Annotated in this window: 12 protein-coding genes; 4 read left to right on the top strand and 8 right to left on the bottom strand. The window is 69.1% G+C overall.

What is annotated here, in order from left to right; all coding sequences use genetic code 11:
- Positions 1 to 1572 (top strand): NADH-quinone oxidoreductase subunit NuoN, encoded by a 1572-nt coding sequence (nuoN, locus tag ACFVYA_RS05145; protein WP_285987973.1) that lies wholly within the window; start codon positions 1 to 3, stop codon positions 1570 to 1572.
- 23 nt (positions 1573 to 1595) lie between these two features.
- On the opposite strand, the gene ACFVYA_RS05140 is transcribed toward nuoN, so the two are convergent.
- Genes ACFVYA_RS05140 through ACFVYA_RS05125 form a run of 4 tightly spaced genes read right to left on the bottom strand, consistent with a single transcriptional unit; the run spans position 1596 to position 4598 of the window.
- The gene (locus ACFVYA_RS05140; protein ID WP_387042615.1) at positions 1596 to 2273 is read right to left on the bottom strand and encodes an ESX secretion-associated protein EspG; all 678 of its coding nucleotides are present in this window, start codon (positions 2271 to 2273) and stop codon (positions 1596 to 1598) included.
- On the bottom strand, positions 2270 to 3577 hold the full coding sequence (locus ACFVYA_RS05135; RefSeq protein WP_387042614.1) for a hypothetical protein: 1308 nt from the start codon (positions 3575 to 3577) through the stop codon (positions 2270 to 2272). The genes ACFVYA_RS05140 and ACFVYA_RS05135 overlap by 4 nt, the downstream gene beginning before the upstream one ends.
- Positions 3577 to 4185, bottom strand: a complete 609-nt coding sequence (locus ACFVYA_RS05130; RefSeq protein WP_387042611.1) for a DUF3558 domain-containing protein — start codon at positions 4183 to 4185, stop codon at positions 3577 to 3579. The genes ACFVYA_RS05135 and ACFVYA_RS05130 overlap by 1 nt, the downstream gene beginning before the upstream one ends.
- Entirely contained in the window at positions 4185 to 4598 is a 414-nt protein-coding gene (locus ACFVYA_RS05125) for a hypothetical protein (protein ID WP_387042608.1), read from the bottom strand. The genes ACFVYA_RS05130 and ACFVYA_RS05125 overlap by 1 nt, the downstream gene beginning before the upstream one ends.
- 250 nt (positions 4599 to 4848) lie before the next feature.
- On the opposite strand from ACFVYA_RS05125, the gene ACFVYA_RS05120 reads away from it, so the two are divergent.
- The 3 genes from ACFVYA_RS05120 to ACFVYA_RS05110 are packed head-to-tail and all read left to right on the top strand — an operon-like array spanning position 4849 to position 7940.
- Positions 4849 to 5571, top strand: a complete 723-nt coding sequence (locus ACFVYA_RS05120; protein WP_387042606.1) for a hypothetical protein — start codon at positions 4849 to 4851, stop codon at positions 5569 to 5571.
- Between the two features lie 57 nt (positions 5572 to 5628).
- Positions 5629 to 6681 carry a polyprenyl synthetase family protein gene (locus tag ACFVYA_RS05115; RefSeq protein WP_387042843.1) on the top strand — a complete coding sequence of 351 codons (1053 nt, stop codon included), beginning with the start codon at positions 5629 to 5631 and terminating at the stop codon, positions 6679 to 6681.
- A gap of 23 nt (positions 6682 to 6704) precedes the next feature.
- Positions 6705 to 7940 (top strand): hypothetical protein, encoded by a 1236-nt coding sequence (locus ACFVYA_RS05110; RefSeq protein WP_387042604.1) that lies wholly within the window; start codon positions 6705 to 6707, stop codon positions 7938 to 7940.
- Here ACFVYA_RS05110 and ACFVYA_RS05105 read toward each other — a convergent pair.
- The 4 genes from ACFVYA_RS05105 to ACFVYA_RS05090 form a co-directional block, all read right to left on the bottom strand.
- Positions 7933 to 8274, bottom strand: coding sequence for a VOC family protein (locus ACFVYA_RS05105; RefSeq protein ID WP_387042601.1), 342 nt, complete (start codon positions 8272 to 8274; stop codon positions 7933 to 7935). The genes ACFVYA_RS05110 and ACFVYA_RS05105 overlap by 8 nt on opposite strands.
- 96 nt (positions 8275 to 8370) lie before the next feature.
- On the bottom strand, positions 8371 to 9435 hold the full coding sequence (locus ACFVYA_RS05100) for a 2-oxoacid:ferredoxin oxidoreductase subunit beta (RefSeq protein ID WP_387042598.1): 1065 nt from the start codon (positions 9433 to 9435) through the stop codon (positions 8371 to 8373).
- Positions 9432 to 11357: a 2-oxoacid:acceptor oxidoreductase subunit alpha gene (locus ACFVYA_RS05095; protein ID WP_387042595.1), complete on the bottom strand. Its 1926-nt coding sequence runs from the start codon at positions 11355 to 11357 to the stop codon at positions 9432 to 9434. The genes ACFVYA_RS05100 and ACFVYA_RS05095 overlap by 4 nt, the downstream gene beginning before the upstream one ends.
- A 259-nt stretch (positions 11358 to 11616) precedes the next feature.
- A complete protein-coding gene (locus ACFVYA_RS05090) occupies positions 11617 to 12381 on the bottom strand; it encodes an enoyl-CoA hydratase (protein ID WP_387042592.1) in 765 nt (254 codons plus the stop codon).
- Positions 12382 to 12449: the final 68 nt, after the last annotated feature.

The following is a 12449-nucleotide window of genomic DNA, read 5'->3' as shown; positions in this document are numbered from 1 at the left end:
GTGCTCGACATCCTCCTGACCCAGGCACCGGAGCCACCGATCCAGGTGCCGTCGGTCGACTACAACGCCGTCCTGCCGGTGCTGATCATCTTCGGCGCGGCGTGCGTCAGCGTGCTGGTCGAGGCGTTCGCGGCGAAGCGGTCCCGGTTCGGCATCCAGGTCGGCCTGAGCCTGGCGGCGATCGTCGCGGCCGGCGTCAGCCTGGTCATCTACGCGACGGGCAACGCGCCCGCGGGCGGCGTGACGACGTTCAGCGGCGCGATCTCGATCGACCGGCCGGCGCTGTTCCTCTGGGGCACGCTGCTGGCGCTGGCGGTCGGCGCGGTGCTGCTGATCTCCGACCGCGTGGTCGAGCCGGGTGGCGCGCTCGTCGCCCAGGCCGGTATCCGCCCGGGCACGGTCCAGGACCGCGCCCAGACGGCGACGGTCATGCAGACCGAGGTGTTCCCGCTGACGCTGTTCGCGCTCGGCGGCATGATGGCGTTCACCGCGGCGAACGACCTGCTGACGATGTTCATCGCGCTGGAAGTGCTGTCGCTGCCGCTGTACCTGATGTGCGGCCTCGCGCGTCGTCGCCGGCTGCTCTCGCAGGAAGCGGCGGTCAAGTACTTCCTGCTCGGGGCGTTCTCGTCGGCGTTCTTCCTGTACGGGCTGGCGCTGCTGTACGGCTACGCGAACTCGGTGAAGCTGGGCGACATCGCGGCCGCAGCGGCGGGTTCGGACCGGTCGGACACGCTGCTGTTCGCCGGGCTGGGTCTCCTGGTGGTCGGCCTGCTGTTCAAGGGTTCGGTCGGCCCGTTCCACACGTGGACCCCGGACGTGTACCAGGGAGCACCGACGCCGGTGACGGCGTTCATGGCGGCGTGCACGAAGGTGGCGGCGTTCGGCGGGATCCTGCGGGTGCTGTCGGTGGCGTTCTCGTCGACTTCGTGGGAGTGGCGCGGAGTTCTCTGGGGCGTGGCGATCATTTCGATGGTGATCGGCGCGGTGCTGGGCCTGACGCAGACGGACGTCAAGCGCATGGTGGCGTACTCGTCGATCGCCCACGCGGGCTTCCTGCTGGTGGGTGCGATCGCGATGACGCGCGACGGGTTGTCGAGCACACTGTTCTACCTGCTGGCGTACGGCTTCACGACGCTGGCGGCGTTCGGCGTGATCAGCCTGGTCCGGGATTCCTCGGGCGAGGCGACGCACCTCTCGGCGTGGGCCGGGCTGGCCAAGCGGTCGCCGCTGGTGGCGGGCGTCTTCACGTTCTTGCTGCTGGCGCTGGCCGGGATTCCGCTCACTTCCGGTTTCGTGGGGAAGTTCGTGGTGTTCTCGGCGGCGCTGTCGGACGGCATGGCCCCGCTGGTGGTGATCGCCCTGGTGTTCAGCGCGGTGGCGGCGTTCTTCTACCTGCGGGTGATCGTGCTGATGTACTTCTCCGAGCCGGCTGCGGACGGTCCCACGGTCACCATCCCGGGCTTCGGCACGGGAACGGCGATCTTCCTGGGCACGGCGGTGACGCTGGTGCTGGGCTTGGTCCCGGCGTTCGCGCTCGGCTGGGCCGGTTCGGGCGGTTTCGCTTTCTGATGCTGTTTCCGGCCGCCACCCCTTTACCCAGGGGTGGCGGCCTTCAGCTTTTGGCTGAGGTTTTTGTTCTCCCCGGGCACGACGCTGATGTAGCCATCGGCGACGGCGATCCCAACGCGCCCGGCTTTCAGGTCGAGGTAGCTGACGGTCTTGTCATCGGCGTGGAGTTGCCCGACGCCGAAGTGGGGTTGCCGGAAGAGGGCGTCGAGTTCCTGCGCTTCCCGGCTGCGCTCTTCGTCGAAGACGTCACTGACCTCGGGCGTCCGGAAGTCTTCTTGCGGGAGCGAGAAGGGTTTGAGGTCGACGGCCCGGTAGTCCGGCAGCTGCGCGACGAGGGCGTCGGCGGGGTGGACGTCGACCTCGCTGAGTTCGACTCGGTCGCCCCGGCAGACAACGCACACCTTGTCCAGGCCGGTTACGGCGACGAGAACGTTCCGCTGGCCGGCGGTATCCCGCGCGTAGGCGACGTATTCCCGGGCGGGGTGGCCGACGAGGTGCAGCAGATCTTCGAATTCGGGGGTGAAGCCGTGCCCTTGCGTGAAGCCGTATCGACTGAGTTCTTCGAAGGCATCCCGCTTTGTCCGTTCCGCGGCCGACGGCGGGATGTAGCGCAGTCCGTTGGCCAGGACGGGGTGCGGATCACCGCAACCGACATCGCGCATGGCGGTGAGCAGGGTGGTCAGCGAGAGGGCGGCAATCATCGTTTCTTGTTCTCACCGATGACCGGCGGCATGGGCTTTTCGGTGAAGCCGCCGAAGGTTTCGTCGGGATCGGGGTTTTGCAGGTAGGGGGCTTTTTTCTTTTCGCGGTCTTCTTCTTTGCCGCCGCGGCCGGCCATTGGGGCGCCCATGGGCAAGCCGTTGGCGCCCCGGGGGCCGGCGGAGCCGCGGGCGGGGTTGGCGCCGGGGAGGCGTTCCTGGGGGAGGCGCGCGCCGGTGCTGCTTCCGGGGCCGGGTTGGTTCGGTCCGGTCCCGGGCCCGGTCCTCGGCGTCCCGGGCCTGTTTCCTGGTGTTCCCGGCCCGGTTCCTGGCGTTTGTGTGCCGGTTCCTGGAGTTCCGGGTCCCGGTTGGTATCCAACGCCGGGGTACGGCCCGGTCCCTGGTCCGAACCCGCCGGGCCAGTTCGTCTCGGTGCCGGTCAGGTTGCTGACGGGCTGCCCGGTGGGCCCGAACTCGTAACCGCCCTGAGCGGCAGGCAGGACGGGTTTGGGGAGGTAGCTGTTGGCGTGGGTGTTGTCGGTGTTCGTGGTGCCGGGCCGAACCTGGTTCTGCTGGGTTTGCCGATTCTGTTGGGTCTGTTGGGTCTGCTGGTTTTGCTGGGTCGTCGCCTGGGTCCGGTCCCCATCGGTGCCTCGGGTTTGCCCGGGCCGAACGGTCTGCCGATCCTGAGCGGGAACCTGCGTATCCCGGGGATTCCGAGCCCATTCCCCGGTATCGGTAGGTTCGCTCTTCCACTCGGTGGAGGTGCGCATGGAGACGGGAGCCCCGGAATCGGCAAGCTGCGCGTATTGGGAGGGCATTTGCCCACCGTTGGCGGAGCTGGCGGAGTGGTAGGCGCTGAAGGCATCGATATTGGCCTGGCTGTCAGCCTGCCATCCGGCAACTTTGGCGTGGTAGGAACCCCACCCGTCACCGCTGACGGCGTGAAGAACATCATCAACCTGCAGTTCCGGCGGCTGGGCGGCAACAGGCTTGACGGAGTTTTTGGCAGTACCAAAGGCATCCATTTGAGCCCCAACAGCAGCCTGCGCATTCCGAAGATGAACAGCATCATCAGCGGCGGCTTGAACAAGAGGCCGAGTAGCGTCGGCAGCGGCTTCTCCGGCGTCTCCGCGCCAGCCGGACATGGTCTTGGCCCGGAGCGCGCTGATCCGCTGGGCCCGTTCAACCATCCGAGTGGTGAGATGGTCGGCGTCGCGTTGTGCGTCGGAGAGAGAACTGGAGCCTTGGCCTCCTGTGATTTGTGCGTAGATCTCGGCTGCGGTCAGCGGCGATTCTGCAACCATCACTGCGCCCCTTTGATGTTTTCGACAATTTTCTCGGCGACTTCATGCGCAGCTACACAAGGATCGGTCTTGCCGACGTTCGCTTCAGACTGAGTGATGGAGACATCGATCATCTCGTGGTCGCTGGTTCCAACAGCGATCGCGCATCGGCCGCTCGTGGCACGCTCGTCCTTCAGTCCGTACGCGACGGCTGGCAGACCTTCCACCGGGGCGACCGGTATGAAGAGACGAAATGTCGACCCTTGCTGCTCGTAGATCGCGGTCAGGCCCGCCTGGTTCACCTTGTTGAAGATGATGCCGACAGTTGCCTGGGTGGTTCCTGCCGGTTGCCAGTTGCACGTAGGGCCACCCGGTGCGCTCAGCTCCTCTTTGGCTGTTGCCCCTGAGCCGAGAAGTGTCGTGACTTCTTCAGCGGGCAAGGATTCGCATGGCGTTCGCTTGAATCGGGCGGTGTCCAGTGGTGAATCGACCTTGGGTACGCCGGGACCGGGTACGGCATCCGTCGGGATTGATGAAGTGGTCACGGGTGAAGCAGTCCCGGCTTTCGTGTCCGAGCACGCCGTTAGGACCAGCAGGGATGCGCCGAGCAGTACAAGTGAGCGGCGCATCACAGCGTTCCTCCTGTTTGTTTGATCTCGGAAGCGTGGGATTCTTCGGTTGCTGCGTACTTGCCAAGCGCCTTCGCGAACTTCTCTGCCATCGCTCGGCAGTACTCCGCCCGTTGTTGAAGGGCGGTATCGAGGGCGTCACCCGAGGCGCGGATCCTTTCGGCGTTGCCGGCACTTGCATACTCGAGGCCGGGACCGTGCGTTGTCGCGATGGCTCGGGCTTGCTCGCGGTCCTCTTGGAACTCGCGGGCCAGGTCGTTCCACTCGTGCATCAGCTCACGAAGCGTCTCCTCGTCATACTCGAACCCCGCCCCCGAGGCACCCCCGCCCCCATACGACCCCGCGCGCGGCACCCCGTTCGGCCCTGGCAGCTCCCAATCCCCGCCCGGGTCGTAAATCGGTCCTTCAGGCATGACGCCTCACCGGAACAGTCGTCATCAGCTCTCCCCTAGCTTGCAGTGTGCTCCACCCCGAGCACCCTGCGTATCCGACGCTTCGCACCCTACCAAAGTTCCCACCACGGAAAAGCGAGGTCACAAGGGCCGCGGCGGTCCTCTCGGTGCTCTCCCACGCCGCGGCCCTCGTGACGTCTATGGGGTTGGGGAACAGCTGGTGCGGCCCAATTCCACCGTTCCGGTGATGCCCGATGGCGGGAGGAAATCAATGCGCAGCATCGTCAAGCCGATACTTCCGTCGCCCGGCAGGCTCTGGGTGTTGAACACCGCGTTCGCCAGGACCGTTCCGTCCGATTTCCGGAGCGGCGACACGTACCCCACCGGTACCGGGCTGGGCGGGTTCGTGATTCCCGACATCCCGCTGTACGTCCAGTTCGCGTTCGTCTGCGTCGGCGTCCTCTCGCACGTCACCGTGAAGCTCGACAGCTTCACCCGGGGCCCTCCCGACCTCAGCAGCGCCGACAGTTCGAAGTCCTTGCCCGTTGCCGTCACCTTCGTGTCCGTGCACGATGATGTGCCGCCGCCGAAGGTGATTCCCGGTTTCGAGACCTGCTGGGCCGTTGCGCTCGCCGGGCCGTCGATCGCGCAGTGGCCCTGGGGTGGGACCTCGACCGCCGTGAACGACGCCGAGCCGATCTCCGCCGCGCCCGGTGGTGGCGAAGATGCAGCCGAACCGGCCGAAGCGGCCAGGCCCGTCAGCACCAAAGCCGTGACGATCGTGCTGCGCATCTCGCTGTCCTCCTCGCCGCCGGAGAGCGGCCGTGCCGGCGGCTCTTCCACGCTTGAATATCCGCTCGGCGGAGACGTCCGTTGCGCCCGGAATCTCCGATCACCCTTCCGAGGATCACGAACCACCCGGTGGGTGACCGTGGCCGGTGTCATGTTCGTCACCGTTTCCGCAGGACAGCGGGTAAACGACCGCGCGGCGTAGCCACTACGCTCAAGGGGCAACCGACCGGTGCACGAGTAGAGCGGAGCCGACGTGTCTGTGCCTTCCCCAGCCCCCGGGGCGGGATCCCTCCCCGCTGCGCCGGGCGGCGCCCTCGACGACCTGCGGGCGTCGGTCGGGCTGCAGATCGCCGACGAAACCCTGTTGCGCTCGATCGCCGGCGGGCTGACCGAGGTCGAGAAGCTGCTGCGCGAGGTCGTCCGCAGTGACGTCCAGGCCGTCAACGACGCCGCGTTGCACCTGGTCGAGGCCGGGGGCAAACGCTTCCGTCCGCTGTTCACGCTGCTGTCCGCCCAGTTCGGCCCCAAGCAGGACGACCACGTGGTGATCGCCGCCGCCGCGGTCGAGCTGGTGCACCTGGCCACGCTCTACCACGACGACGTCATGGACGAGGCCACCATGCGGCGCGGCGCCGAGAGCGTCAACGCCCGCTGGGACAACACCATCGCCATCCTCACCGGCGACTTCCTCTTCGCCCACGCTTCGCGCCTGGTCGCCGACCTCGGCACGGACGCCGCGCGGATCATCGCCGAGACCTTCGGCGAGCTGGTCACCGGCCAGATGCGCGAGACCGTCGGCCCCGGCCCGGGTGACGACGCCGTCGCGCACTACCTGACCGTGATCGCGCAGAAGACCGGCTCGCTGATCGCCACCTCCGGCCGGTTCGGCGGCATGATGTCCGGCGCCGCCGAGGAGCACGTCGAGGCGCTGCGCCGGTTCGGCGACATCATCGGCACGGCGTTCCAGATCTCCGACGACATCATCGACATCGCGTCGCCGTCCGACGAGCTGGGCAAGGCGCAGGGCACCGACCTGCGCGAAGGCGTCCGGACGCTGCCCATGCTGTACGCGCTGGCCGACCCGGGCACCGACCCCCGGCTGGTGGAGCTGCTGTCCGGCCCGATCGCCGACGACGCGCTCGTGCAGGAGGCGCTCGAGCTGCTGCGGGTCAGTAGCGGACTCGATCGAGCACGCGTCACCCTTGCCGACTACGCTCAGCGCGCGCGAGCCGAGCTCGCCTCGCTGCCCGCGTCACCCGCCAGGGACGCGTGCGAGTCGGTCGCCGACTACCTGGTCGCGCGCACGCGCTAAGCACTTAACAGGGGCAGGAAAAGATGTCCATATTCGGACAGGTCTGGCTGTGGAGCCTCGCCGCGTTCTTCGTCGGCGTCCTCCTCACCTGGCTGGTGCTCGTGCTGCCGCTCCGCAAGAGCGTCCGCCGGCTGGAGAGCTCGCTGGCGCAGGCCCACGCCGACGCCGCGCGGACCCCCGCGAACGCCGCCGCGATGGGCGGCACCGAGTCGTTCCGGCGGCCGGAGCCGCGGCCCGAGCCGGAGCCGTCCCGCCAGGAGACGTCCTACCCGGGCACCCTGGTCGCCGCGCCGCCGATCCACCGCGACGACATCCACGACGACATCGACGAGGACTTCGCCGAGCTGGACGCGCAGGTGCCGTTGCGGATGCCGCCGACCGAGCCGTTCGTTCCCCCGCCGGGATCAGAGCTCGCGGAAGACGACTCGTACCGGAGCGCGGCCACTCAGTTCCTGACGACGGACGACGAGCCGGAGCCGGAAGACCCGGATCGCGCCACCGCGACCCAGTACCTGACCCCGGTCGGGGATTCGTTCGAAGACGAGGCGGAGCTCGAGTCGCCGGCGTTGTCGCGGCTGGAGCCGGACCCGGCGGCCTCGCTGTTCCAGCCGCCCTCCGGGGAGGCGACGCCGGACTGGTTCGACCACGAGCCGCCGTCCGAGCGGTCGGCGTTCGAAGAGCCGGTGGAGCGCACGCGCTACATCGGTGAGCACCCCGGTTCCGTGCGCAGGGACGACTCGGAAGAGGACGAGCCGCCGCAGTACGCGTTCGGCGGCGACGTCGCCGAAAGTGAGCTGGACGTGCCACCGGAGACCCCCGCCGAAGCGACGCAGGTGCTGCCGAAGCGGCAGCCGCGGGAGGCGGTGCGCGGCGGGTTCGACGCGCCGCAGCCGATCCAGCCGTCGATGCGCACGGTCGAGCGTCGCGAGCCCGACCTGTCCGGCGGGCACAGCGGCTCGCTGTTCGAGCCGTCGGTGCAGCCGAACCAGGCGGCGGCGGCCGCCGGCGTCGCGGCGCCGGAGCCGCCCCCGGCCCGTCAGGCGGCGGGCGACTCGGTCCCGCCGGGCCCGTTCGGCCCCGGTTCGGCGATGCCGCGGCCGGGCGGCGGGGCGCCCAGCGACAGCTTCGCGGTGAAGGCCAGCGTGACGGCTTTGCGGTACTGCACCGAGGAATCGGCGCAGTTCCCGAAGATGGTCGCCGAGGTCTGGTTCCGGACGGCGGAGGACGCCGAACGCGTCGGGTTCCGGCCGCTCAGCTGAGTTTCTGGAACAGGACGAGGGCCGCGCCGCCGGGATCGGTGACCACCACCAGGGAGCCGAACGGCAGCTCGGTGCGCTCGCGCACGAGGGTTCCGCCCAGCTCCAGCGCTTTCGCCGCGGCGGCGTCCACATCGGACACCGGCGCGTAGGGCAGCCACTGCGGGGCCCGGTCATCGCCCGGGGCCAGCTCGGTGAGGCCGCCCCACGGCGCGCCGCCGGCGGTCAGCAGCGGGCCGTCCGCTTCCCAGCCCAGCAGGTCGGCGAAGAACCGCTTGCTGCCCTCCGGATCGGCGGTGCGGACGTCGAAGAACACGAAAGGTGATTCAGGTCGCATGGCCTAAAACTTAGGACACTTGTCCCAAGTGGGCAACCCCGGAAACGCCGAAGGCCGCCATGCACCGGGCATGGCGGCCTTCGGGAGCAGCGAAGGTTACGCGACCGTCCAGGTGTCCTTGCCGCGCAGCAGGTCCTGCAGGTCCGGCTTGCGGGCGGCGCGGGCCTCCTCGACCTGCGCGCGGGCGCCGTCGTCGTACGTCGGGCGCTCGACCTGGCGGAGGATGCCCGTCGGGACGTGGTTGAGGTTCTGGTCGCCCAGGCGCGACAGCGCGAACGCGTACGACGTGTCCGTGATCGACGGGTCGTGCACGACGATGTCGTCCTCGCCGATGTCCGCGACCTTGGCGACGTCCAGGCCGCCCCAGTCGCCGCGCTTGACGCCGAACTCCTGGTTGGGGCCGAAGCGGATCGGCTCGCCCGCGCGCAGCGGGATCAGACGCGCCGCGGCCTCGTCGGCGTCCTTGAGGACGTCGAACGCACCGTCGTTGAAGATCGGGCAGTTCTGGTAGATCTCGACCAGCGCCGAGCCGCGGTGCTGTGCCGCCGCCTCCAGGACCTCGGTCAGGCCCTTGCGGTCGGAGTCCATCGCCCGGCCCACGAACGACGCCTCCGCGCCGATCGCCAGCGACAGCGGGTTGAACGGCGTGTCCACCGAACCCATCGGCGTCGACTTCGTGACCATGCCCTGCCCGGACGTCGGGGAGTACTGGCCCTTGGTCAGCCCGTAGATCCGGTTGTTGAACAGCAGGATCTTGATGTTCACGTTGCGGCGCAGCGCGTGGATCAGGTGGTTGCCGCCGATGGACAGTGCGTCGCCGTCACCGGTGACGACCCACACCGACAGGTCCGGCCGCGTGGTGGCGAGCCCGGTCGCGATCGACGGCGCGCGGCCGTGGATCGAGTGCATGCCGTAGGTGTTCAGGTAGTACGGGAACCGCGACGAGCAGCCGATGCCCGAGATGAACACGATGTTCTCGCGCTTGAGGCCGAGCGTCGGCAGGAAGGACTGGACCGCGTTGAGGACGACGTAGTCGCCGCAGCCGGGGCACCAGCGGACTTCCTGATCCGACTTGTATTCCTTGGCCTTCTGCGGCTCCTCGCTGGTGGGCACAAGGTCCAGGCCGCCGAGATTGGGTATCCCCAGATCAATCGCGGTCATTTCGCCGCCTCCGTAGTAACGCCGGTGATGATCTCCGAGAACAGGTTCTGCAGCTCTTCGGCCTTGAACGCCATTCCGGCGACCTTGGTGTGCGAGTGGACGTCCACCAGGTACTTCGCCCGCAGCAGCAGCGACAGCTGGCCGAGGTTCATCTCCGGCACCACGACCTTTTCGTAGCTGCGCAGGATGTCGCCCAGGTTGGCCGGCAGCGGGTTGAGGTGCCGCAGGTGCGCCTGCGCGATCGGCAGGCCGAGCTTGCGCACGCGGCGGCAGGCCGCGCCGATCGGGCCGAACGAGCTGCCCCAGCCGAGCGCGAGCACGCGGGCCTTGCCGCCGCTCGGGTCGTCGACGACGAGATCGGGGACGTCGATGCCGTCGATCTTCGCCTGCCGCAGCCGGACCATCTTGTCGTGGTTGACCGGGTCGTAGGAGATGTGGCCCGTCTTGTCGGCCTTCTCCAGCCCGCCGATGCGGTGCTGCAGGCCGGGGGTACCGGGGATCGCCCAGGCGCGGGCGAGGGTCTCGGGGTCGCGGACGTACGGCCAGAACTCGCCGGAGTCGTTGTCCGCGTTGGGTTCGGCGGCGAACTCGACCCGCAGGTCGGGCAGCGTCTCGACGTCCGGGATCAGCCACGGCTCGGAGCCGTTCGCGATCGCGCCGTCCGAGAGCAGCAGCACCGGGGTGCGGTACTTCAGCGCGATCCGGGTCGCCTCGACGGCCGCGTCGAAGCAGTCCGCCGGCGACAGCGGCGCGACGATCGGCACCGGCGATTCGCCGTTGCGGCCGAACATCGCCTGCAGCAGGTCGGCCTGCTCGGTCTTGGTCGGCAGCCCGGTGGACGGGCCACCGCGCTGGACGTCGATGACGACGAGCGGCAGCTCCACCATCACGCCGAGGCCGACGGCTTCGGACTTCAGCGCGACACCCGGCCCGGACGTCGAGGTGACGCCGAGCGCGCCGCCGTAGGACGCGCCGAGCGCGGCGCCGATGCCGGCGATCTCGTCCTCGGCCTGGAAGGTGATGATGCCGAAGTGCTTGTGCTTGGACAGCTCGTGCAGGATGTCCGACGCCGGGGTGATCGGGTACGTGCCGAGCAGGATCTGCAGGCCGGAACGCTGTCCGGCGGCGACGATCCCGTAGGCCAGCGCGGTGTTGCCGGTGATCTGCCGGTAGGTGCCCTGCTTCAGCTTCGCCGGGGCGACCTGGAACGTCGTCGCGAACGACTCGGTGGTCTCGCCGTAGTTCCAGCCCGCGCGGAAGGCCAGGATGTTCGCCTCGGCGATGTCCGGCTTCTTCGCGAACTTCTCGCGCAGGAACCGCTCGGTGCCCTCGGTCGGCCGGTGGTACATCCACGACAGCAGGCCGAGCGCGAACATGTTCTTGCAGCGCTCGGCGTCCTTCTTGCCGAGGCCGGTGTCCGCGAGCGCGCCCTGGGTCAGGGTCGACATGGCGACCCGGTGCACCTGGTACGCCTCGAGCGTGTCGTCCTCCAGCGGGTCGCTCGCGTAGCCGACCTTGGTGAGGTTCCGCTTGATGAAGTCGTCGGTGTTGAGGATGATCGTCCCGCCGTGCGGGACGTCGGCGAGGTTCGCCTTGAGCGCGGCCGGGTTCATCGCCACCAGCACGTCCGGCCGGTCGCCGGGGGTGAGGATGTCGTAGTCGGCGAAGTGCACCTGGAAGCTGGAAACGCCGGGGATGGTGCCCTGTGGCGCGCGGATCTCGGCGGGGAAGTTCGGCATCGTCGACAGGTCGTTGCCGAACGCGGCGGCTTCGGACGTGAAGCGGTCGCCGGTCAGCTGCATGCCGTCACCGGAGTCGCCGGCGAACCGGATGACCACCCGGTCCAGCTTGCTGACCTCGGTCGGCCTGGTGGCGGCGAGCGAGCCGTGACCAGCGCCGTTGCCGTTCGCACTCGTGCTCATGGGTCAGGGATTCCCTCTCTCCCGACGGTACGGCTTCCGTTGGCCTGCCGGTGCCGCGGCTGCGTTCACCAGGTCTACTCCCGAGGTTAGCTCGCCCTCAACACCGATGTTGGTAGTGTCCCGGCTGTTGGGCGACCTCATCGGTGCTCTTCAATGTCTCTTTTGCAGGTACGCCAGATACCTGTAACTCATCGTAACGGTTAGCTGCTGTGCCGCGTTGTGACGCGCGTCTCCCGCAGGGTAGGGCCACCGGCTCGAGTCACGGCCGTGAGTGGATCCGGTCCCGCAGCAGGGAAAGCCGCTCGGCGAACTCCGGTGACGCCAGCGAGGCCAGCTGGGGCCGGATCTCGGCGTCGACGGCGTCGCTGTGCTCGGCCAGGCCCGCGGTGGCGCGGAGACTGCGCTTGGTGGCGATCAGCGCTTCACGCGGCGCGGCGACGGCGGGGTGAGCGAGCTCACGCGCGGCTGTCAGTAGTTCGTCATGGCCGCCGTCGACCACGCGCAGCGCCAGCCCGGCGCGCACCGCGGCTTCGGCGTCGAGCGGCTGCCCGAACAACGTCATGGCGGCGGCCTGCTGCGGACCGGCGAGCCGCTGCGCCATCCAGGTCATCCCGCCGCCCGGGTGCAGCCCGAGTTCGAGGAACCGGGCGACGAACTTCGCCCGCGGCCCGGCCAGCCGGACGTCGGCGGCGAGCGCGAGGTTCAGCCCGGCCCCGACGGCGGCACCCCCGACCGCGGCGATGGTCGGCAGCGCGCACCGCGCGACGGCGAGGAAGCCTTCGTAGATGGCCCGCAGGCCGGGCTCGTCGGCCGCGGCGAGCGCGGACAGGTCGGCACCGGCGCAGAAGGCGGGCGGCGTCCCGGTGACGACGACGGCGTGCACGGACTCGTCCCGTTCCGCGGCCTCGACGGCGGCGGCGAGCTGCGCGGAGAGCTCGAGCGTCAGCGCGTTGCGGCTGCCGGGCGCGTCGACGGTCAGCAGGGCGACGCCGCCGGAGTGCTCGCTGACGATGCTGTCGGTCATGGGCCCAGGGTGGCACGGTGCGGTGGCGGTCGTTGCGCGAGGAGCCGGTGGCGTTCGAGCCGGGGGAG

The sequence above is a fragment of the Amycolatopsis sp. NPDC058278 genome, assembly GCF_042881395.1.
Lineage (GTDB): Bacteria > Actinomycetota > Actinomycetes > Mycobacteriales > Pseudonocardiaceae > Amycolatopsis.
This window is presented reverse-complemented; position numbering and strand designations above follow the sequence as displayed.